Source organism: Kitasatospora sp. NPDC091276 (assembly GCF_040684355.1).
Taxonomy (GTDB): Bacteria; Actinomycetota; Actinomycetes; order Streptomycetales; family Streptomycetaceae; genus Kitasatospora.
Genome location: NZ_JBFBFU010000006.1, coordinates 147,278 through 169,217, shown reverse-complemented (window position 1 = coordinate 169,217; position 21,940 = coordinate 147,278). Strand labels below are relative to the sequence as shown.

The 21,940-nt window shown below is 70.5% G+C and carries 16 protein-coding genes and 1 tRNA gene; 8 read left to right on the top strand and 9 right to left on the bottom strand.

All coding sequences use genetic code 11. The features are described 5' to 3' along the window. Positions 1-59 precede the first annotated feature (59 nt). Positions 60-716: a response regulator gene (locus AB0O19_RS09995; protein WP_363618945.1), complete on the bottom strand. Its 657-nt coding sequence runs from the start codon at positions 714-716 to the stop codon at positions 60-62. 96 nt (positions 717-812) lie between these two features. On the opposite strand from AB0O19_RS09995, the gene AB0O19_RS09990 reads away from it, so the two are divergent. The 3 genes from AB0O19_RS09990 (at position 813) to AB0O19_RS09980 (ending at position 2,573) form a co-directional block, all read left to right on the top strand. Next, positions 813-887: transfer RNA gene (locus AB0O19_RS09990), tRNA-Leu, on the top strand. 119 nt (positions 888-1,006) lie between these two features. Continuing rightward, positions 1,007-1,792: a helix-turn-helix domain-containing protein gene (locus AB0O19_RS09985; RefSeq protein WP_363618944.1), complete on the top strand. Its 786-nt coding sequence runs from the start codon at positions 1,007-1,009 to the stop codon at positions 1,790-1,792. Positions 1,793-1,799: 7 nt separating this feature from the next. After that, the gene (locus tag AB0O19_RS09980; protein WP_363618943.1) at positions 1,800-2,573 is read left to right on the top strand and encodes a transcriptional regulator; all 774 of its coding nucleotides are present in this window, start codon (positions 1,800-1,802) and stop codon (positions 2,571-2,573) included. A 15-nt stretch (positions 2,574-2,588) separates the two neighbouring features. Here the strand turns inward: AB0O19_RS09980 and AB0O19_RS09975 are convergent, their stop codons facing one another. Next, positions 2,589-2,723 carry a hypothetical protein gene (locus AB0O19_RS09975; RefSeq protein WP_363618942.1) on the bottom strand — a complete coding sequence of 45 codons (135 nt, stop codon included), beginning with the start codon at positions 2,721-2,723 and terminating at the stop codon, positions 2,589-2,591. A 57-nt stretch (positions 2,724-2,780) separates the two neighbouring features. After that, positions 2,781-4,211, bottom strand: coding sequence for a pyruvate kinase (gene pyk, locus AB0O19_RS09970; RefSeq protein ID WP_363618941.1), 1,431 nt, complete (start codon positions 4,209-4,211; stop codon positions 2,781-2,783). A gap of 281 nt (positions 4,212-4,492) precedes the next feature. Between pyk and AB0O19_RS09965 the strand changes: the two genes are divergently transcribed. The 5 genes from AB0O19_RS09965 (at position 4,493) to AB0O19_RS09945 (ending at position 10,538) form a co-directional block, all read left to right on the top strand. Next, positions 4,493-5,569: a hypothetical protein gene (locus AB0O19_RS09965; protein ID WP_363618940.1), complete on the top strand. Its 1,077-nt coding sequence runs from the start codon at positions 4,493-4,495 to the stop codon at positions 5,567-5,569. Between the two features lie 8 nt (positions 5,570-5,577). After that, positions 5,578-7,209: a VWA domain-containing protein gene (locus AB0O19_RS09960; RefSeq protein ID WP_363618939.1), complete on the top strand. Its 1,632-nt coding sequence runs from the start codon at positions 5,578-5,580 to the stop codon at positions 7,207-7,209. After that, entirely contained in the window at positions 7,196-7,783 is a 588-nt protein-coding gene (locus AB0O19_RS09955) for a hypothetical protein (RefSeq protein WP_363618938.1), read from the top strand. Before AB0O19_RS09960 ends, AB0O19_RS09955 begins: the two co-directional genes overlap by 14 nt. A 268-nt stretch (positions 7,784-8,051) precedes the next feature. After that, the gene (locus AB0O19_RS09950) at positions 8,052-9,884 is read left to right on the top strand and encodes a 5'-nucleotidase C-terminal domain-containing protein (RefSeq protein ID WP_363588921.1); all 1,833 of its coding nucleotides are present in this window, start codon (positions 8,052-8,054) and stop codon (positions 9,882-9,884) included. Positions 9,885-9,968: 84 nt separating this feature from the next. Then, positions 9,969-10,538 carry a Uma2 family endonuclease gene (locus tag AB0O19_RS09945; protein ID WP_363618937.1) on the top strand — a complete coding sequence of 190 codons (570 nt, stop codon included), beginning with the start codon at positions 9,969-9,971 and terminating at the stop codon, positions 10,536-10,538. A gap of 103 nt (positions 10,539-10,641) precedes the next feature. Here the strand turns inward: AB0O19_RS09945 and AB0O19_RS09940 are convergent, their stop codons facing one another. The 6 genes from AB0O19_RS09940 to lgt form a co-directional block, all read right to left on the bottom strand. Then, positions 10,642-12,099: an aldehyde dehydrogenase family protein gene (locus AB0O19_RS09940; protein ID WP_363618936.1), complete on the bottom strand. Its 1,458-nt coding sequence runs from the start codon at positions 12,097-12,099 to the stop codon at positions 10,642-10,644. An 84-nt stretch (positions 12,100-12,183) separates the two neighbouring features. Continuing rightward, positions 12,184-13,050, bottom strand: coding sequence for a helix-turn-helix transcriptional regulator (locus tag AB0O19_RS09935; protein ID WP_363618935.1), 867 nt, complete (start codon positions 13,048-13,050; stop codon positions 12,184-12,186). A 354-nt stretch (positions 13,051-13,404) separates the two neighbouring features. Further along, positions 13,405-14,883 carry a glutamate synthase subunit beta gene (locus AB0O19_RS09930; protein ID WP_363582788.1) on the bottom strand — a complete coding sequence of 493 codons (1,479 nt, stop codon included), beginning with the start codon at positions 14,881-14,883 and terminating at the stop codon, positions 13,405-13,407. Beyond that, positions 14,876-19,477, bottom strand: a complete 4,602-nt coding sequence (gene gltB / locus AB0O19_RS09925; RefSeq protein ID WP_363619076.1) for a glutamate synthase large subunit — start codon at positions 19,475-19,477, stop codon at positions 14,876-14,878. Before gltB ends, AB0O19_RS09930 begins: the two co-directional genes overlap by 8 nt. 450 nt (positions 19,478-19,927) lie before the next feature. Further along, complete coding sequence (locus AB0O19_RS09920; RefSeq protein ID WP_363583022.1) at positions 19,928-20,650, bottom strand: VIT1/CCC1 transporter family protein; 723 nt, start codon at positions 20,648-20,650, stop codon at positions 19,928-19,930. A 160-nt stretch (positions 20,651-20,810) separates the two neighbouring features. Then, on the bottom strand, positions 20,811-21,929 hold the full coding sequence (gene lgt / locus AB0O19_RS09915) for a prolipoprotein diacylglyceryl transferase (protein ID WP_363582790.1): 1,119 nt from the start codon (positions 21,927-21,929) through the stop codon (positions 20,811-20,813). Positions 21,930-21,940 lie beyond the last annotated feature (11 nt).

The following is a 21,940-nucleotide window of genomic DNA, read 5'->3' as shown; positions in this document are numbered from 1 at the left end:
GCGCCTCCACGCACGAAGGGCCCGGCGGATCCCATCCGCCGGGCCCTCCTCGCATCCGTCTACTCGGAGGCGTCCCCGTCCGCCTTCTTGCGGTCCTGGGCCGCGCCCTCCTCGATGACCGCCTCGGCCACCGCGGCCATCGTCATCCGACGGTCCATCGACGTCTTCTGGATCCACCGGAACGCCGCCGGCTCGTTCAGCCCGAACTTCGTCTGCAGCACGCCCTTCGCCCGGTCCACCAGCTTCCGGGTCTCCAGCCGCTGGGTGAGATCCGCGATCTCCTCCTCCAGCGTCCGCATCTCGGTGTACCGCGACACCGCCATCTCGATCGCCGGCACCAGGTCCGCCTTGCTGAACGGCTTCACGATGTACGCCATCGCCCCGGCGTCCCGCGCCCGGTCCACCAGCTCCCGCTGCGAGAACGCCGTCAGCATCAGAACCGGCGCCAGGTGCTTCTCGTGGATCTGCTCGGCGGCGGAGAGCCCGTCCAGCACCGGCATCTTCACATCGAAGATCGCGAGGTCCGGCCGAAGCTCCTCCACCAGCTTCACCGCCGTGGCCCCGTCCCCGGCCTCACCGACGACGGTGTACCCCTCCTCTTCGAGCATCTCCTTGAGGTCGAGGCGGATCAGCGCCTCATCCTCGGCGATCACAATCCGGGTGATCTGGGGCGAATCGGTCTCAAGCGGCTGTGCCTGCTCGTCGGCGGTGCTCACGGGGCTCCTAGTTCCGGCGGGGTACTGCATGCACGAGGGTACCTAGACACGGTATGTTTGAGTTAATCGATTCGGGCAACCGCCTTCGAATCGTAGGCCCCGATAGCCCAATCGGCAGCAGGCAGTGGTCTCAAACACCATACAGTGTGGGTTCGAATCCCACTCGGGGCACCTAACCTTCGAATCGAAGGAAGCCTAATTCGGTCCAACAGCCGGAGAGCTTCACCCACTCGGGTGAAGCTCTCTTTGTTTGCATGCCAACACCCCCTCGACCGTGCAATCTCGGTCACATGTACGACCGATCTGTACGCGAGCAGGCCGTCAGCCTCCTCCGCAGCAGCGTCGGCACGGCCGAGACCGCCCGCCGACTGGCCGTCCCCTGCGGCACGGTCTCCTGGTGGAAGCATCATGATCTCGCCAAGCGCGGCGAACTCCCCGGCCGCAAGCACACCACCTGCATGCACTGCCACGGCGACGAACTGAACCGCCCCGCCTACTCGTACCTGCTCGGGCTCCACCTCGGCGACGGCCACATCAGCCACCCCAAGCAGCATCGAGTCCCCAGCCTGTTCATATCCTGTGACGACAAGTGGCCCGGAATCATGAATACCGCCGAAACGGCCATGCGACAGGTCCTGCCCAACCTGACACCCTGCCGCGTGCGGCGGCCCGGCAGCCACAACGTCAAGGCGTACTCGACACACCTCGTCTGCTACTTCCCCCAGCACGGCCCGGGAAAGAAGCACGAGCGCACCATCGCCCTGGAGCCCTGGCAGCAGGAGATCGTCGACGCTCATCCATGGGAGTTCCTGCGCGGCCTGATCCACTCGGACGGTACTCGGATCACCAACTGGACGGCCAAGACCGTCAAAGGCGTCGTCCGCCGCTACGAGTACCCGCGCTACTTCTTCACCAACACCTCCACCGACATCATCGGCCTCTTCACCGCCACCCTCGACGCCGTCGGAATCCAGTGGAAGGCCTCGATCCCCCGCCCCACCGGCCAGGTCAACATCTCCATCGCCCGCAAGGACTCCGTCGCCCTGATGGACGCCCGCATCGGCCCCAAGCGCTGACAGCCACATGTACGACGTGGCCACGCGGCAGCGGGCGCTCGACCTCCACGCGACCGGGCTGACCTTCAGCCAGGTCAGCCGCGCGACCGGAATATCCCGGTTCGCGATCCGCGCGTGGGCCTCCGGTGCCGTGCCCAGCCCGCGGATGACCGCCGAGTGCCCGGTCCGTAGCGGCCGGCTCGACCCCTCACGCCCGCGCGCCGACTACGCCTACCTCTTCGGCCTCTACCTCGGCGACGGCTGTGTCAGCGAGGGCCGCCGCAAGGTCTACGCCCTCCGCATCGCGTGCTGCGACGCCTGGCCCGGCCTCATCGACGAATGCGAGCGCGCCGTCTCCGCCGTCATGCCGCTCAACAGGGTTCAGCGCGTCCGCGCACCGGGCTGCACCAGTGTCGTGAGCACCAGCAAGCACTGGCCCTGCCTCTTCCCCCAGCACGGCCCCGGCCCGAAGCACCGACGGTCGATCTCCCTCGCACCCTGGCAGCAGGAGATCGTCGACGCCCACCCGTGGGAGTTCCTGCGCGGCCTGATCCACTCCGACGGCTGCCGCATCACCAACTGGACGATGCGAACGGTCGGCGGCGTCAAGAAGCGCTACGAGTACCCGCGTTACTTCTTCACCAACACCTCGACCGACATCATCGGCCTCTTCACCACCACCCTCGACGCCGTCGGCGTCCAGTGGAAGGCCGCGGCCCGGCCGACCGGTGCCACCAACATCTCCATCGCCCGCAGGGACTCCGTCGCCCTCATGGACGCCCACATCGGCCCCAAGTACTGACAGTGGCAGCGCGGTTCAGCCACCCTCGGGCTCCGGTTCCACCTGTTCGTCCTGTTCGAATCGGGCCCTGGCGGCCTCGTAGGCTGCGCCCGCGCCGGGGTGGCTGAGGATCTCCTCGCGGAAAGCGCGCCAGGGGGTGTGCTCGTTCATCGCACTCATTCCGTCCTGGGCGGCATCCCTCACACGAGGGATGCCGCCCAGTGGCTGTCAGTTGTCCAGGGTCCCCACGTGGTGGACGCGGACGAGGTTGGTGGAGCCGGCGAGGCCGGGCGGGGAGCCGGCGGTGATGACGACGATGTCGCCCTTCTGGCAGCGGCCGAGCGACAGGAGGGCCGCGTCGACCTGTTCGACCATCTGGTCGGTGGTGGGGGCGAAGGGGCCGAGGAAGGTCTCGACGCCCCAGGTGAGGGCGAGTTGGCTGCGGACGGCGGGTTCGTAGGTGAAGGCGAGGACGGGGATGGGCGAGCGGTAGCGGGTCAGCCGGCGCGCGGTGTCGCCGGACTGGGTGAAGGCGATGAGGTACTTGGCGTGCAGGAAGTCGCCGATCTCGGCGGCCGCGCGGGCGACCGCGCCGCCCTGGGTGCGCGGCTTGTTGCCGGTGGTCAGGGGCGGCAGTCCGGCGGCGAGGATGTCGGTTTCGGCAGCCTCGATGATGCGACTCATGGTCTTGACGGTCTCGACGGGGTACTTGCCGACGGAGGTCTCGCCGGAGAGCATCACGGCGTCGGTCCCGTCGAGGACGGCGTTGGCGACGTCGGAGGCCTCGGCCCGGGTGGGCCGGGAGGCGTTGATCATCGAGTCGAGCATCTGGGTGGCGACGATGACCGGCTTGGCGTTGCGCTTGGCGAGCTTGACGGCGCGCTTCTGGACGAGCGGGACCTGTTCGAGGGGCATCTCCACGCCCAGGTCGCCGCGGGCCACCATGATGCCGTCGAAGGCGTCGACGATGGATTCCAGGTTGTCGACCGCCTGCGGCTTCTCGATCTTGGCGATGACGGGGACGAGGCGCCCCTCCTCGGCCATGATCCGGTGGACGTCCTCGATGTCGCGGCCGCTGCGGACGAAGGAGAGCGCGATCAGGTCGGCGCCGGTGCGCAGGCCCCACCGCAGGTCGGCGACGTCCTTGTCGCTGAGTGCGGGGACGGAGACGGCGACGCCGGGGAGGTTGAGGCCCTTGTGGTCGGAGACGAGGCCGCCTTCGATGACGAGGCAGCGCACGCGCGGCCCGTCGACCTCGACGACCTCCAGGGTGACCCGGCCGTCGTCGACGAGGATGCGTTCGCCGCGGGTGACGTCGGCGGCGAGGCCGGGGTAGGTGGTGCCGCAGATGTCCTTGTCTCCGACGACGCCGTTGTCGGTGGAGATGGTGAACTCGTCGCCGCGTTCGAGAAGTACGGGGCCGTGGGCGAAGGTGTCGAGCCGGATCTTCGGGCCTTGAAGGTCGACGAGGACGCCGACGCTGCGGCCGCTCTCGTCGGCGGCCTTGCGGACGCGGCGGTAGCGTTCCTCGTGCTCGTCGTGGGTTCCGTGGCTGAGGTTGAAGCGGGCGATGTCCATTCCGGCGTCGACCAGGGATTTGATCTGGTCGTACGAGTCGGTGGCCGGCCCGAGGGTGCAGACGATTTTTGCTCGGCGCATACTGCTGAGGGTAGGCATTACCGGCGCGTAACCACGACGCGGGTCCGGACGGCGGGATGACCTTTGCCGTAAGGCGAGTTGAACAATCTGACACATCCTCGGACCGGTGTGCGAGCAGCTGCCCGGGTGCCGTCGCCGTCCGGCCTTCCGATGCGAACCCGTGAAGGGGTGTTCACCCTTGGTTCACCGCCGGTTCGGCCGCCGCTCCCCGCCCGGCGGGACGCTCGTCACCCCCGGGTGACCACCCGGACGACGTAGCGGACGAGGGGGAGGCGTTCGGCATGAGACGCACTCTGGGGGTGTTGGCGGCGTTGGCCCTGCTGGGCGGGGTGACGTACGCGCTGATCCCGCAGGACGACCCGGGCGGCGACATCGTCACCGTCTCCGGCCTGATCGGTTCGGAGAAGCGCGACTTCTTCCAGGATCCGCAGGTCGTCGCCGAGTTGGCCAAGCAGGGCATGAAGGTGAACGCGGAGAGCATCGGCTCCTGGCTGATGGACGGCGACGCGAAGGACTTCGCGTTCCCGGCCAGTCAGCCGCCGGCCGACAAGCTGCGCGTGGACTGGAACATCAAGGAGGTCCCGGTCCAGCCGTTCTACTCGCCGCTGGTGATCCTCGCGCACCGCCCGGTGGCGGACGTCCTGATGGGCAACGGCCTCGCCACCCTGGACCATTCCACCGGGCTGTGGACGTTCCGGATGGACGCCTACCTGGCCGCGCTGAAGGCCGGCCGCACCTGGCCGGACCTCGCGGGCGCGACCGAGCACGCGGAGTTGAAGGGCCCGGTGTTCCTCACCACCACCGACCCGGAGACGTCCTCCTCGGGGGCGCTGCACATCGCCCTGCTGTCGTACCTGCTGAACAACCGCCAGGTGGTCTACGACCAGGCCGGGATCGACGCCACCAAGGACGTGCTGCGCACGGCGACGGCGATCCAGGGCGGCCAGAAGAGCAGCAGCGACGAGCCGTTCAAGGCCTTCCTGGCCGGGGTCGGCAATCCGCTGGTGCTCGCGTACGAGTCGCAGGCCGCCGCGATGGTGCTGAAGGGCGAGTCGACCGGCGACATGGTGGTGCTGTACCCGGACACCACCATCTACACCGACCACACCATCGTCGGCCGCACGCCGAACGGCCGGCGGCTGGCCGCCCAGCTGCACGACAACGCCGAACTTCGCCGGCTGGAGGCGAAGTTCGGCTTCCGCCCGCAGGACGACCCGGACGCCTTCGCCGCGCTGGTGAAGGGCAAGACCCCGGTCCTGGCGCCCGATCTCGCGGCGGCGAAGGTCAACCAGCCGCAGATTCCCGTGCCCGACATCCTGACCAGGCTGATCAAGGCCGCCAAGGGGAAGGCTCAGTGAACTCCCGGATGAAGAAGCACAGTTGGCCGGCCGCCGCGCTGGCGACCCTGCTGGCGGCCGCCGCCTGCACCTCCACCCCGCCGGGCCCGAAGCCGTCCGACCCGCCGGCCACGACGGCACAGGCGGGGGTGCTGCGGGTGCTGGCCGGCAGCGAGTTGCAGGACCTGGCGCCGGTCCTGGAGGACGCCAGGAAGGCGACCGGGGTGACGGTGCAGTTCTCCTGGACGGGCTCGCTGGACGGCGCGGACGCGGTGTCCTCGGGCCGGGCGGACGGCAAGTACGACGCGGTGTGGTTCCCGTCCAACCAGTACCTGCGGCTGGACGACGCGGGGAAGTCGAAGGTGCTGTCGGAGACGCCGGTGATGGTGTCGCCGGTGGCGGTGGGGGTGCGCTCCTCGGTCCTCGACGAGCTCGGCTGGGGGGACGGTTCGAAGGTCTCCTGGACGCAGATCGGGGATGCGGCGTCGGCCGGGAAGCTGGCGTACGGGATGGCGGACCCGTCCCGGTCGAACTCGGGCTTCTCCACGCTGGTGGCGGTGGCCTCGGCGTTCTCGGGTGCGGGGGCGGCGCTGACCGAGGGGGACGTGCAGAAGGCGGCGCCGCAGTTGAAGCAGTTCTTCACCGGCCAGAAGCTGACGTCGGGCTCCTCGGGCTGGCTGGCGCAGGCGTACACCCGGGCGGAGCCGGGCAAGGTCGGGGCGCTGGTGAACTACGAGTCGGTGCTGCTGTCGATGAACAAGTCGCTGGCGGCGGACCAGCAGCTGACGGTGATCCGCCCGGTGGACGGGGTGGTGTCGGCGGACTATCCACTGTCGTTGCTGTCCTCGTCCGCGCAGCGGGAGCGGGACTCCTTCCAGCGGTTGACGGCGTACCTGTTGAAGGAGGACGTGCAGAAACGGATCTCCGAGGTGACGCTGCGCCGCCCGGTGGCGCCGGGGGTGTCGCCGGCGGCCGGGCTGCCGGCGGACCGGCGCCGGGAGCTGCCGTTCCCGGGGAGCCGGGCGGTGGCGGACGGGCTGCTGGCCTCGTACCAGAACGAGCTACGGCGGCCGTCGCGGACGGTGTACGTGCTGGACACCTCGGGGTCGATGGAGGGTTCGCGGATCTCGGCGCTGAAGTCGGCACTGGGCCGGTTGACGGGGGCGGACGACACCCGGGCGGTGCGCCGGTTCCGGGACCGCGAGGAGGTGACGCTGATCTCCTTCGCGTCGAAGGTGAAGTGGGCGAGGACGCACGCGGTGCCGGCCTCGGGGAGCAAGCCGGGCCCGGAGGCGGAGCTGGCGTCGATCGACGCGGACGTGCAGTCGCTGGCGGCGTCGGGGGGTACGGCGCTGTACGACTCGCTGGAGGAGGCGTACCGGGTGATCGACCGGCAGCAGTCGGCGGCGGGGGACGACCGGTTCACGTCGATCGTGCTGATGACCGACGGGGAGAGCAACGAGGGGGCTTCGGACGGCGACTTCAAGCGGTTCCACGACGGGCTGTCGGCCGGGCAGAAGTCGATCCCGGTGTTCCCGATCAAGTTCGGGGAGGCGGCGGTGAGCCAGCTGCAGGGGATCGCGGACGTGAGCGGCGGCAAGCTGTTCGACGGGTCGGGTTCGCTGGACGGGGTGTTCGAGGAGATTCGTGGCTACCAGTGACGGGTTCGGCCGACGGGTGCTGCGGTACCTGGAGTCGGCCCGGAACCTGGTCGGCTGCGGGGGCGGCGCGGTGGGACTGGGGCTGCACTTCGCCGGGCTGGGCGGGGCGTGGTGGCCGGCGGTGGTGGCGGGGCTGTACGGGGCGGGCGCGCTGCTGACGCCGGGCGCGCGGACGGACCCGCCCGTCGTGCCGCCCGTCGTCCTGCCCGTCGTCCTGCCCGTCGATCCGCTGGTGCCGCCGGGGCCGTCGACGGCTTCCACGTCGACGCCCAGGCCGGAACCGGAGCCAGCGCCGGAGCCCGCACCGCGACCCGATCCCGAGCTCGCGGCGCTGGCCGACTACCTGGCCACGGTGCCGCTGCCGGATTCGGTCGGTGTGGCGGGCCTGCTGGCGGCGCTGCGCTCGGCGGAGCCGGGGCCGGTGCCCGAGGAGATCGTGCGGCACCGGCTGCCGGTGGCGGTGGCCGGCTACCTGCGGGCGCTGACCTGGCGGCCGTGGGCGGGGCCGGACGCCCCGGATCCGGAGGCGGAGCTCGGCCGCGAGGTGCGCCGACTGGTCGCGGACCTGAACTGAGCGTCCTGCCCCCGAGGGTCTTGCCCCCCGAGGAAACCGGACAGGGCCCGGCCGGGGCCCCTTACCACCCCGCCCTCCGCGCACCCCCGTCACGAACGAGTCGCCAAGATCTCACCTGCTGGAAACGTCGGAGGGCTATCCACCGGCCGGGCCCGCACGGCACACTTCTACGCGCGTCCTTCTACGCGCGTCGATGCGCGTCGGCACGCCACCCGAACACCAGTTGACGGACCATCGGTCCGTCAGTCCCCACCCGGGAGAGTCGTCCATGCCCCTGAACCGCCGTGACTTCGTCACCCGGTCCGCCGCCACCGCAGCAGGCGCCGCCCTGACCGGCGGAGCAGTCGTCGCCGCCGCCCCCGCCGCCGTGGCCGCCGAGCCGGCCCCGGCGGCCGCCAAGGGCAAGCGCAAGGGCCGCAAGCAGGCCTTCACCGTCATGGGCACCACCGACCTGCACGGCCGGGTGCTCAACTGGGACTACTTCACCGACGCCGTGTACGCCGACAAGGCGCACAACGACGTCGGCCTCGCCAAGATCTCCACCCTGGCCAACCAGGTCCGCGAGGAGAAGGGCTGGGACCGCTGCCTGCTGATCGACTCCGGCGACATCATCCAGGGCACCCAGCTGACCTACTACTACGCCCGGATCGAGCCGATCGCCACCGACGGCGACAACGTGCCCGACCACCCCATGGCCGTCGCCATGAACCTCATGGGCTACGACGCCGCCGCGCTCGGCAACCACGAGTTCAACTACGGCATCCCCACCGTGAAGGCCTTCGAGGACCAGCTGGAGTTCCCGCTGCTGGGCGCCAACGCGCTGCACGCGAAGAACGAGAAGCCGGCCTTCAAGCCGTACGTGATCAAGGAGGTGTGGCTGGACGAGGACACCCCGCTGAAGGTCGGCATCCTCGGCCTCACCAACCCGGGCATCGCGATCTGGGACAAGGCCAACGTCACCGGCAAGATGGTCTTCCCGGGCATCGTCGAGACGGCCGCCAAGTACGTGCCCCGGATGAAGGCCGCGGGCGCGGACGTCATCGTCGTCTCCGCCCACTCCGGCATCGACGAGCCGACCACCTACGGCGACCAGCTGCCCTGGCCCGAGGACGCCTCCGGCGAGATGGCCGAGACCGTTCCGGGCATCGACGCGGTGCTGGTGGGCCACACCCACAAGGAGGTGGCGCAGCGGCTGATCGTCAACAAGAAGACCGGCAGGACCGTGGTGCTCTCCGAGCCGCTGTGCTGGGGCCAGCGCCTGAGCTGCTTCGACTTCGACGTCGAGTTCGCCGACGGCGCGTGGAAGGTCCTCTCGGTGTCCTCGCGGGTGCTGAACTCCAACACCGTGCCGGAGAACCCGGAGATCGTGGACGCGCTGACCGAGCAGCACAAGAAGGTCGTGGCGTACGTCAACCAGCAGATCGGCACCTGCAAGACGGATCTGTCGATCGCCGAGGCGCGGTTCCGGGCGACCCCGATCATCGACCTGATCGGCCGGGTGCAGGCGGACGCGGTGAAGGCGGCGCTGGCGGGCGGGCAGTACGCCAACCTGCCGGTGCTGGCGCAGGCGGCGCCGTTCAACCGGACGGCGCTGATCCCGGCGGGCCAGGTGAAGCTGCGCGACGCGGCGGGTCTGTACATCTACGAGAACACGCTGGAGGCGCGCGTCCTGACGGGTGCGCAGCTGAAGGACTACCTGGAGTTCTCGGCCAAGTACTACAACCAGCTGGCCCCGGGCGCGCCGGTCGACAAGGACGCGCTGACCGGCGCGGAGACCACGCCGGACTACAACTACGACTCGCTGTACGGGCTGAGCTACGACATCGACATCGCGCAGCCGAAGGGGCAGCGGATCGTCAACCTGTCGTTCCAGGGCAAGCCGATCGACCCGGCCGCGCAGTTCGTCCTGGCGGTCAACAACTACCGTGCCAACGGCGGCGGCAACTTCCCCCACGTGGCGCAGGCCAAGCTGGTCTGGTCGAACTCGGACGAGATCCGCAACACGATGATCGCCTGGGTGAAGGCCAAGGGCGTCATCGACCCGGCAGACTTCTTCACCGACTCCTGGCGCCTGGTGCGCGCCGGCCAGCCGGTGTTCTGAGCACCTCATCCGAAGGCCGTCGGCGCGGGACGAACCGTCCCGCGCCGACGGCCTTCGTGCTGTTCGCAGTGGAAGAATGGGGCCATGAGCGAGTTCCAGATCCCAGGGCGCCACGCGCGGCTGCTGGCCTACGCGCAGAGCCTGACGCCTCCGGCCGGGTGGAAGATCGAGATCTCCGGCGACGAGATCATCATGATGGCCGGCCCATCGGTGATCCACCAGCGCAACCTGCTGCTCGTCCGCGAGCAGTTCGACGCGCGCCGCCCGTCCGACCTGATGCCGAGCGAGAACACCGATCTGGCGTCGCCGAACGTGGGCAAGCTGCGCAACCCCGACCTGACCTACATCCCGATCTCGGTCGTCGAACTGGGCGGCAACGAGGTGCCGGCCGAGGAGGCGGCGATCGCGGTGGAGATCGTCTCGCCGTCGAACCCGGAGAACGACCTGGTCGGCAAGGTGCGCGACTACCCGCAGATGCGGATCCCGCTGTACCTGCTGATCGATCCGCGCGAGGGCGGCATCACCCTCTACTCCGAGCCCTCCGACGGCGCCTACCGCCAACGCTGGACCGGCAGCTTCGGCGACCGGGTGCCGGTCCCCGCCCCCTTCGGCTTCGAGCTCGCCACCGACGGTCTCATCCGTTACCCGGCCTGACCGATCAGGTCGCCCGGCGGCTGCCGCCGGGCGACCCGCACCGCCCGAGGCGGCACCGTCAGAACAGAAACACCCGGAACAGAAACGCCCGGAACGGCACCGCTCAGAACGGGAAGGCGGTGCGCCCGTGCTGGACGGAGATCCACTTCACGGTGGTGAACGCGTCCACCGTGGACTCCCCGTTGAGCCGCCCGATGCCGGAGTTCTTCTCCCCGCCGAACGGCACCGCCGGCTCGTCGGCGATGGTCCCGCCGTTGACGTGGATCATGCCGGTCTCGATCCGGTGCGCGACCCGGACGCCGCGCTCGACGTCGCCGGTGTGCACCGCGCCGCTGAGCCCGAAGGGGCTGTCGTTGGCGAGCCGGACGGCCTCGTCCTCGCCGTCGAAGGGCACCACGAGGACGACCGGGCCGAAGAGTTCGCGCTGGAGGATCGGCGCGTCCTCGGCCAGGCCGGTGAGGACGACGGGCTCCATCAGGCTGCCGACCGTGGTGCCGCGCAGCAGTGCGGTGGCGCCGGCGGCGATGGCCTGGTCGACCTGGGCGGTGATGGTGTCGGCCTGGACGGGGTTGATCAGCGGGCCGATCTGGGTGGCCGGGTCCTTGGGGTCGCCGACGGTGAGCGAGGAGACCTTCGCGACGAACTTGGCGGTGAACTCGGCCTCGACGGAGCGGTCGACGAGGATGCGGTTGGCGGCCATGCAGACCTGGCCCTGGTGGGCGAAGCGGCTGAACACGGCGGCGTCCACGGCGTAGTCGAGGTCGGCGTCGTCGAGCACGATCAGCGCGCTGTTGCCGCCGAGTTCGAGCACGGTGCGCTTGAAGTTGGCGGCGGCGACGGTGGCGACGTGCCGGCCGATCCGGTCGGAGCCGGTGAAGGCGATGACCTTGGGCACCGGGTGCTCGATGAAGGCGTCGCCGATCTCGGCGATGTCGGTGACCACGACGTTGAACAGCCCGGCCGGCAGGCCCGCCTCCTCGAAGAGCCGGGCGATCAGGGTGCCGCCGACGATCGGGGTCTCCTGGTGCGGCTTGAGCACCACGCCGTTGCCGAGTGCTAGGGCGGGGGCGACGGCCTTGATCGAGAGGTACAGCGGGAAGTTGAACGGGCTGATCACGCCGACGACGCCGACCGGCAGCCGGTAGAGGCGGTTCTCCTGGCCCTGCGTGATCGAGGGCAGCAGCCGGCCCTCCAGGCCCAGGGACACCCGCAGGCAGTCCCGCAGCATGTCCTTGACCAGGGAGAGCTCGAAGGCGGCCTTGAGCGCGGTGCCGCCGAGCTCGGCCATGATGGCGCGGGTGATCTCCTCCTCGCGCTCCTCGACCAGGCGCAGCACGCGTTCGAAGACGAGCCGGCGGGCGTAGGGGGTGGTGGCGGCCCACTGCTTCTGGGCCCGTTCGGCGGCCCGGTAGGCCCGGTCGACCTCGGCGACGGTGGCGACGGTGATGGTGGCGAGCTTGTCGCCGGTGTAGGGGTCGACGTCGACGATGTCCCAGGAGCCGCTGCCGCTGCACCATTCGCCGTCGATGTACTGCAGCGCCAACTCGGAGAAGTACGACATCTGATCCCTCTCGTGCCGGTTCGGGGAACGTCGGCGGGCGAGCCGCTACGGCCCGGTCTGATTGGGCATCATCGTACTGACGTCTCAGAGCTCTTGGCGTACGGAGTACAGGAGCTGCCGGGTCTGTTCGGGGTCGAGGCTGTCGGCGAGCAGCCCTTCCATGGCGTGGCGGTACTCGGCGACCTCGGCCGGCTTGTCGAGGTAGAGCGCGGTGGTGAACTGTTCGACGTAGACGACGTCGGCGAGTTCGGGTTCGGCGAAGCCGAGCACGGTGAAGGCGCCGCTCTCGGCGCTCAGCCCGGTGCAGCCCAGCGGCAGCACCCGGAGCCGGACGTTGGGCAGTTCGCCGAGTTCGAGCAGCCGGTCGATCTGGTTGCGCATCAGCTCGGGGCCGCCCCAGGGGCGGCGCAGCGCGGCCTCGTCGAGGATCGCGAGCAGGCGGGGGCCGCTCTCGGCGGTGAGCAGGGCCTGGCGTTTGAGCCGGACCTCGACGCGGCGTTCGATCTCGCCGGGGTCGGTGACGTGGCCGCCGGCGGCGATGACGGCGCGGGCGTAGTCGGCGGTCTGGAGCAGCCCGTGGACGAACTGGACCTCGTAGCTGCGGATCTCGGCGACGGCTTCTTCCAGGCCGACGTAGTTCTGGAACCAGGCGGGCAGCACGTCGCCGTACTCGTGCCACCAGGAGGTGGCGTTGGCGTCCCGGACGAGTCCGAGGACGGTGGCGCGCTCCTGCTCGGCCTCGACGCCGTACAGGGTGAGCAGGTCGGCGACGTCGCGTTCCTTGAAGCCGACCCGGCCGAGTTCCATCCGGCTGATCTTGGACTCGGAGGCGCGGATCGAGTAGCCGGCCTCCTCGCGACTGACGCCCCTGGCCTCGCGGAGCTTGCGCAGCTGGGTGCCGAGCAGCAGTCGCCGTACCGTGGCGCCTCCGCTTGTCTGAGTCGTGCTCATCGCGTCAACCTCCGCACTCGCGCAGCAGCCCCCCGGCCGTCGGCGGCAGTCTGCCACCTGGTACCGACGAACAACAGTCCGTCCGGTCAGGCCCTCCCGCGCGGCGTCCGGAACGGGCCTACGGTAGACCCAAGTCCTGGGAAATGTCTGAGAGTTGACACGACCCTTGACGGGCCTGCCATCTTCGGGGTAAGGCGGCGGACCGCCCGGGGGAACGCGACGGCGCCCGCCCTCCAACTGGTCGGGGAAGAGGGCAGGCGCCAGGAGACCGCGTTGGCCCGGCGACGCTGGCGGGGGCAGCGGGTTGAGCTCCCGGCGATGCGGCACCGGGGGTTCAGGGGGCCGGTCGGCCCGTCAGACGACCAGCGGGCGGTCGGTGGGACGGATCGGGGCCGGCAGTGGGGTCTTGCCGCCGAGGTACTTGTCCACCGCGGCTGCGGCCGAGCGGCCTTCCGCGATGGCCCAGACGATCAGCGACTGACCGCGGCCGGCGTCTCCGCAGACGTACACGCCATCGACATTGGTGGCGAACCGGCCGTCGCGGCCAATGTTACCGCGCGCGTCCAGGTCCACGCCGAGCTGCTCGACCAGGCCGTTGCGGACGTCGGTGCCGGTGAAGCCCATGGCCAGGGTGACGAGCTGCGCCGGGATGGCCCGCTCGGTGCCGGGGACGGGCTCGAAGCGGCCGTCCTTGAACTCGACCTCGACGAGGTGCAGCTCCTGGACGTTGCCGACCGTCTGTCCCTCTTCGGGGGCGGAGCCGGTGAAGTGGGTGGTGTTCACGGAGTAGATCCGCTCGCCGCCCTCCTCGTGCGCGGAGGTGACCTTGTAGGTCATCGGCATGGTCGGCCAGGGCTGGTGGCCGGGGCGCTCCTCGGAGGGCCGCGGCATGATCTCCAGCTGGGTGACGGAGGCCGCGCCCTGGCGGTGGGCGGTGCCGACGCAGTCGGCGCCGGTGTCGCCGCCGCCGATGACGACGACGTGCTTGCCCTTGGCGCTGATCGGCGACTCGACGAAGTCGCCCTCCTGCACCTTGTTGGCCAGCGGCAGGTACTCCATGGCCTGGTGGACGCCCTTGAGCTCGCGCCCGGGCACCGCCAGGTCGCGCGCGGTGGTGGCGCCGGCGGCGACGACGACGGCGTCGAAGCGCTCGCGCAGCTGCTGGCCGGTGATGTCCTCGCCGACGTGCACGCCGGTGCGGAAGCGGGTGCCCTCCGCGCGCATCTGCTCGACGCGGCGGTTGATGTGGCGCTTCTCCATCTTGAACTCGGGGATGCCGTAGCGCAGCAGGCCGCCGACGCGGTCGGCGCGCTCGTACACGACGACGGTGTGCCCGGCCCGGGTGAGCTGCTGGGCGACGGCCAGGCCGGCCGGGCCGGAGCCGACGACGGCGACGGTCTTGCCGGACAGCCGCTCCGGGACCTGCGGCGTGACGCCGCCGCGGTCCCAGGCCTTGTCGATGATGGTGACCTCGACGTTCTTGATGGTCACCGCGTCCTGGTTGATGCCGAGCACGCAGGCCGACTCGCAGGGCGCCGGGCAGAGGCGGCCGGTGAACTCCGGGAAGTTGTTGGTCGCGTGCAGCCGCTCGATCGCGCCGACGAAGTCGTCCCGGTAAGCGAGGTCGTTCCACTCGGGGATGAGGTTCCCGAGCGGGCAGCCGTTGTGGCAGAACGGGATGCCGCAGTCCATGCAGCGGCCGGCCTGCTCGGTGATGATCGGCAGGAGGCTGCGCTCGACGTAGACCTCGTTCCAGTCCCGCAGGCGCACGTCGACGGGGCGCCGCTCGGCCAGCTGCTTGGGCGTGGTCAGGAAGCCCTTGGGGTCAGCCATTAGCCGCCTCCATCATCTTGCGAGTGGTCTCGGCCTCGGAGAGGCCATCGCGCTCAGCGGCGTCCTTGGCGGCGAGCACGGCCTTGTAGTCGGTCGGCATGATCGTGGAGAAGCGGGAGACCCCGCTGCCCCAGTCGGCCAGGAGTTCGGCGGCGACGGTGGAGCCGGTCTCCTCGTAGTGCTGCTGCACGGTCTCGCGCAGCCAGTCGCGGTCGGCGGCGGAGGGGGCCTCGATGCCCACCAGGCCGTCGTTGACGTTCGCGGGGCGCAGGTCCAGGACGTAAGCGATGCCGCCGGACATGCCGGCCGCCAGGTTGCGCCCGGTCTCGCCGAGGATGACGACCCGGCCGCCGGTCATGTACTCCAGGCCGTGGTCGCCCACGCCCTCGACGACCAGGGTGGCGCCGGAGTTGCGGACGGCGAAGCGCTCGCCGGCCTTGCCGCGCAGGTGGATCCGGCCGGAGGTGGCGCCGTAGCCGATGGTGTTGCCGGCGATGACGTGGTTCTGCGCGTCGTTGCCGATGGCCGCGGCGTCGCGGGCCGGGCGGACGATCACGACACCGCCGGAGAGGCCCTTGCCGACGTAGTCGTTGGCGTCGCCCTCCAGCCGCAGGGTCACGCCGCGCGGCACGAAGGCGCCGAAGGACTGCCCGGCGGAGCCGGTGAAGGTGACGTCGATGGTGCCCTCGGGCAGGCCCTCGCCGCGGTAGCGCTTGGTCACCTCGTGGCCGAGCATGGTGCCGACGGTGCGGTTGACGTTGCGGATCGGCAGCTGGATGCGGACGGTCTCGCCGCGCTCCAGGGCGTCCTCGGCGAGCGTGATCAGCTGGTTGTCCAGGGCCTTGTCGAGCGCGTGGTCCTGGGAGGTGGTGCGGTGGCGGGCCGCGCCCTCGGGCAGCTGCGGGACGTGGAAGAGCGGGGCCAGGTCGAGCCCGGCGGCCTTCCAGTGGTCGACGGCGGCGGCCGCGTTAATGTGTTCGGCGTGGCCGACGGCCTCCTCGATCGTGCGGAAGCCCAGCTCGGCGAGGATCTCCCGGACCTCCTCGGCGATGAACTCGAAGAAGTTGACCACGAACTCGGGCTTGCCGGAGAAGCGCTCGCGCAGCACCGGGTTCTGGGTGGCGACGCCGACCGGGCAGGTGTCCAGGTGGCAGACGCGCATCATGATGCAACCGGAGACGACCAGCGGCGCGGTGGCGAAGCCGAACTCCTCGGCGCCGAGCAGCGCGGCGATGACGACGTCACGGCCGGTCTTGAGCTGGCCGTCGGTCTGCACGACGATGCGGTCGCGCAGGCCGTTGAGCAGCAGGGTCTGCTGGGTCTCGGCGAGGCCGAGCTCCCAGGGGCCGCCCGCGTGCTTCAGCGAGGTCAGCGGGGAGGCGCCGGTGCCGCCGTCGTGCCCGGAGACCAGCACCACGTCGGCGTGCGCCTTGGAGACGCCCGCGGCGACCGTGCCGACGCCGACCTCGGACACCAGCTTCACGTGGATGCGGGCGGCCGGGTTGGCGTTCTTGAGGTCGTGGATGAGCTGCGCCAGGTCCTCGATCGAGTAGATGTCGTGGTGCGGCGGCGGCGAGATCAGGCCGACACCCGGGGTGGAGTGCCGGGTCTTGGCGACCCACGGGTAGACCTTGTGGCCGGGCAGCTGGCCGCCCTCGCCGGGCTTGGCGCCCTGGGCCATCTTGATCTGGATGTCGTCGGCGTTGACCAGGTACTCGGAGGTGACGCCGAAGCGGCCGGAGGCGACCTGCTTGATGGCCGAGCGGCGCTGCGGGTCGTACAGGCGGTCCGGGTCCTCGCCGCCCTCGCCGGTGTTGGACTTGCCGCCGAGGCGGTTCATCGCGATGGCGAGGGTCTCGTGCGCCTCCAGGGAGATGGAGCCGTACGACATGGCGCCGGTGGAGAAGCGCTTGACGATCTCGGAGACCGGCTCGACCTCCTCGACCGGGATCGGGGTCCGGCCGAGGGCGTCCAGCTGGAACAGGCCGCGCAGCGTCATCAGGCGGGTGGACTGCTCGTTCACCCGGTCCGTGTACTGCTTGAAGATGTCGTACCGGCGGTTGCGGGTGGAGTGCTGGAGCCGGAAGACGGTGTCCGGGTCGAACAGGTGCGGCTCGCCCTCGCGGCGCCACTGGTACTCGCCGCCGATCTCCAGCGCGCGGTGCGCGGCCGGGATGCCGGAGGCCGGGTAGGCCTTGGCGTGGCGGGCGGCGGTCTCCTTGGCGATCTCCTCCAGGCCGATGCCGCCGAGCTTGGTGGTGGTGCCGGCGAAGTAGCCGTCGACCAGCTCCTGGGAGAGGCCGATGGCCTCGAAGACCTGGGCGCCGCGGTAGGAGGCGACGGTCGAGATGCCCATCTTGGACATGACCTTGAGCACGCCCTTGCCGAGCGCCTTGATCAGGTTCTTGATGGCCTTCTCGGGCTCGACGCCCTGGATGAACACCTTCTGGGCGACGAGGTCCTCGACGGACTCCATGGCCAGGTACGGGTTGACGGCGCCGGCGCCGTAGCCGATCAGCAGCGCGACGTGGTGCACCTCGCGAACGTCGCCGGCCTCGACCAGCAGCGACACCTGGGTGCGCTGCTTGGTGCGGATGAGGTGGTGGTGGATCGCGGAGGTGAGCAGCAGCGAGGGGATCGGGGCGTGCTCGGCGTCGGAGTGCCGGTCGGAGAGCACGACGATCCGGGCGCCGTCGGCGATCGCGGCGTCGGCCTCGGCGGCGATCTCGGCCAGCCGGGCGGCCAGGCCCTGGCCGCCGGCGGCGACCTTGTAGAGGCCGGAGAGCGTGACGGCCTTGAGGCCGGGCTGGTCGCCGTCGTGGTTGATGTGGACGAGCTTGGCCAGCTCGTCGTTGTCGATCACCGGGAAGGTGATGCCGACCGAGCGGCAGGCGGCGGCCTCGGCGGCCAGCAGGTTGCCCTCGGGGCCGAGGTTGCTGAGCAGCGAGGTGACGAGCTCCTCGCGGATGGCGTCCAGCGGCGGGTTGGTGACCTGCGCGAAGAGCTGGACGAAGTAGTCGAAGAGCAGGCGCGGCTTCTCGCTGAGCGCGGCGATCGGCGAGTCGGTGCCCATCGAGCCGAGCGCCTCGCCGCCGGTCTTGGCCATCGGCGCGAGGATGACCCGCAGCTCCTCCTCGGTGTAGCCGAAGGTCTGCTGGCGGCGGGTGACCGAGGCGTGGGTGTGGAAGATGTGCTCGCGCTCGGGCAGCTTGGCGAGCTGGATCTGCCCGGCGGCGACCCACTCCGCGTAGGGGTGCTCGGCGGCGAGGGAGGACTTGATCTCCTCGTCCCCGACGATGCGGCCCTCGGCGGTGTCGACGAGGAACATCCGGCCGGGCTGGAGGCGGCCCTTCTTGGCGACCTTCTCCTGGTCGATGTCGAGCACGCCGACCTCGGAGGAGAGGACGACGAGGCCGTCCTCGGTGATCCAGTAGCGGGCCGGGCGCAGGCCGTTGCGGTCGAGCACGGCGCCGATCTGGGTGCCGTCGGTGAAGGTGACGCAGGCCGGGCCGTCCCAGGGCTCCATCAGGTTGGAGTGGTACTGGTAGAAGGCCCGGCGGGCCGGGTCCATGGTGGCGTGGTTCTCCCACGCCTCCGGGATCATCATCAGCACCGAGTGCGGCAGCGAGCGGCCGCCGAGGTGGAGCAGCTCCAGGACCTCGTCGAAGGACGCGGAGTCGGAGTGCTCCGGGGTGCAGACCGGGAAGATCCGCTCCAGGCCCCGGCCGTTGCGGTCGGCGGGGATGAGGTCGGTGGCGAGCTGGGACTCGCGGGCGCTCATCCAGTTGCGGTTGCCCTTGACCGTGTTGATCTCGCCGTTGTGGGCGACGAACCGGTACGGGTGGGCGAGCGGCCAGCTCGGGAAGGTGTTGGTGGAGAAGCGCGAGTGCACCAGGCCGACGGCGGAGGCGTAGGAGCGGTCCGACAGGTCGGGGAAGAAGGGCTCCAGCTGGCCGGTGGTCAGCATGCCCTTGTAGACGATGGTGCGCGCGGACAGCGACGGGAAGTAGACGCCGACCTCGCGCTCGGAGCGCTTGCGGACGACGAAGGCGGTCCGGTCGAGCTCGATCCCGGCCAGGCCCTCCTTGGCGAGGAAGAGCTGCCGGAAGCGCGGCATGACGCCGCGGGCGGTGGCGCCGAGCAGGTCCGGGGTGACGGGGACGTCGCGCCAGCCGAGGACGGTGAGGTCCTCCTCGGCCGCGATGGCCTCGATCCGGGCGGCGGCGTCCGCGTCGGCGGCGTCCGCGTCGGGCAGGAAGGCGATGCCGACCGCGTAGGAGCCGGCGGCGGGGAGCTCGAAGTCGACCTTGCCGCGCAGGAAGGCGTCCGGGATCTGGGTGAGGATGCCGGCGCCGTCACCGGAGTCCGGCTCGGCGCCGGTGGCGCCGCGGTGCTCCAGGTTGCGCAGGACGGTCAGCGCCTGTTCGACGATGGTGTGGTCGGCGATGCCGGTCAGCGTGGCGACGAAACCGACGCCGCAGGCGTCGTGCTCGTTTCGCGGGTCGTACAGGCCCTGAGCGGTAGGTCGCGCATCCGGAACGAGCGCGTACGGCTGGCGGGCTGCGCCGGCCTGGGGCTCGTTGGCGGAGTGCATGGATGCAGGCAGCATCGGCTCTCCCGTCGTCGTCTTTCGGCTGTGTGGTGCAAGGAGGGACGACGTTGGCCCTGATGCGATTTCGTGCAAGTTACATGATGCCCAAGATCCCGGGAAGTGGAATATCTCGTCCACATGGCGGACTGATCCGCAGGTCAAGGGGGGAATGAGAGGACGCGCCACAATGCGCGTCCCCTCGATTGTGCCCGGCGGTCGGCCGCCTGAAACAGGGGCGAAACCCGATCGCCACACGGGACGATCAAGGACGCCTGTGAATCGATCCCGAGGGATCACCCACGGATGCGAATCCTCGGCCCCGAGGCCCGAATGGTGAGACTAGGCCAGGCGCCACCCGGCAGCCGTGTGCGGAACGTCACGCACTGACCGGCATAGTCATGCACTCCTCCGGGTCGTCACACACGCCGGCCGACGGCCCAGGCGCCCCGGTGCCTAGCCGACGTGCCCGCCGATCAGCCACCCCAGCAGGTACGTCACCCCGGCCGCCGCCCCGCCCAGCACCAGCTGCCGCAGCCCGCTGAACCACCAGCTGCGCGCCGTCACCCGCGCCACCACCGCGCCGCACAGGAACAGCCCCACCACCGACAGCAGCAGCGCCGGCACCAGCGAGGTCGCCCCCAGCAGGTACGGCAGCAGCGGCAGCAGCGCGCCCACCGCGAAGCAGACGAAGGACGACCCGGCGGCCACCCACGGTGACGGCAGGTCGTTCGGGTCGATGCCCAGCTCCTCCCGGGCGTGGATCTCCAGGGCCTGGTCCGGATTGGCGGACAGCTGCCGGGCCACCTCGTGGGCGAGGTCCGGCTCCACCCCGCGGGCGATGTACAGCTGCGCCAGCTCGGCCAGCTCGCCGTGCGGGTTGCGGCTCAGCTCCAGCCGCTCGGCCTCGATCTCGGCCTGCACCAGCTCGGCCTGCGAGGCCACCGAGGTGTACTCCCCCGCCGCCATCGAGCAGGCGCCGGCCGCCAGCCCGGCGAGCCCGGTCAGCACCACCGTGCCGCTGGACACCGAGCCGCCGACCACGCCGGTCATCAGCGCGAAGTTGGAGACCAGGCCGTCCATCGCCCCGAACACGGCGGGCCGCAGCCAGCCTCCGTTCACGTCCCGGTGGTGCCCGGCAGCGGGTATGCGGGGGTGGTGCCCGGCCTCGGGCTCCAGGGTGGTCGCGCTCACGGCAGTTCCCCTCCGTTCGATTCGTCTGCCCCGACCGTAGACCGTCTGACCTGCGCATTTCCAGCAAAGTAAGGCTGTCCGAACAGCGCTTCGGCCGCCCTGCGCGAGCATCGCGCGGGCGGCCGAAGCAGGGGGAACTCCCAGGTCAGGTCAGGTTCTTGGCATTCTTGTCGGCGCTCTCGACGGCTTCGGAGGCTGCCTCCGCGTCCGCCTTCTCGTCCGTGGACTGAGACAGTTCGGCGGTCTCGCCGGCCCCGGCGACCTTCTCGGACGGCGCGGGCTTCCCGGCGGCCTTCTCCGCCGAAGCCGCCTTGCCGGCCTTCTCGGCCTTCTCGGCCCTGCCCGACTTCTCGGACACCGCGGCCTTGCCGGACACCGCGGCCTTCTCGGACGCCGCCGCCTTGTCGGACGGGCCCCGCGCCTCGCCCTCCTCGTCGGCCAGCGGGTCGATGCTCGCCGGGTCCTCCCGGCCGGGCCGCTTCTTGCCGACGACCACCAGGTAGACCACGGCGCCGATGAACACCACGATCGACGTCCAGTCGTTCAGCCGCAGGCCGAAGTAGACGTGCGCCTCGTCGATCCGCAGCCACTCGGTCCAGAACCGGCCCACCGTGTACGCGGCCACGTACAGCGCGAAGGCCCGGCCGTGCCCCAGCTTGAAGCGGCGGTCGGCCCAGATGACCAGCAGCGCGACCCCGACGCACCAGATCGACTCGTACAGGAAGGTCGGGTGGTAGACGCCCTTGACGACCTCGCCGCCCGGCAGCGTCTTGTCGATCTCCAGGCCCCACGGCAGCGTGGTCGGCCGGCCGTACAGCTCCTGGTTGAAGTAGTTGCCCCAGCGGCCCATCGCCTGCGCGAGCGCGATGCCCGGCGCGATGGCGTCCGCGTACGCGGGCAGCGGCACGCCCCGGCGGCGGCAGCCGATCCAGGCCCCGACCGCGCCGAGCGCGACGGCGCCCCAGATGCCGAGGCCGCCCTCCCAGATCTTGAAGGCGTTCCAGGGGTTCTTGCCGGCCCCGAAGTACAGCTGGTGGTCGGTGATCACGTGGTACAGCCGGCCGCCGACCAGGCCGAAGGGCACGGCCCAGACGGCGATGTCGCCGACCGTGTGCTTGGCACCGCCCCGGGCGACCCAGCGCTTGCTGCCGAGCCAGACGGCCACGACGACACCGAGGATGATGCAGAAGGCGTAGGCGCGCAGCGGGACCGGTCCGAGGTACAGGACGCCCCGCGACGGGCTGGGAATGTAGGCGATATCCATGGCGGTTCCGA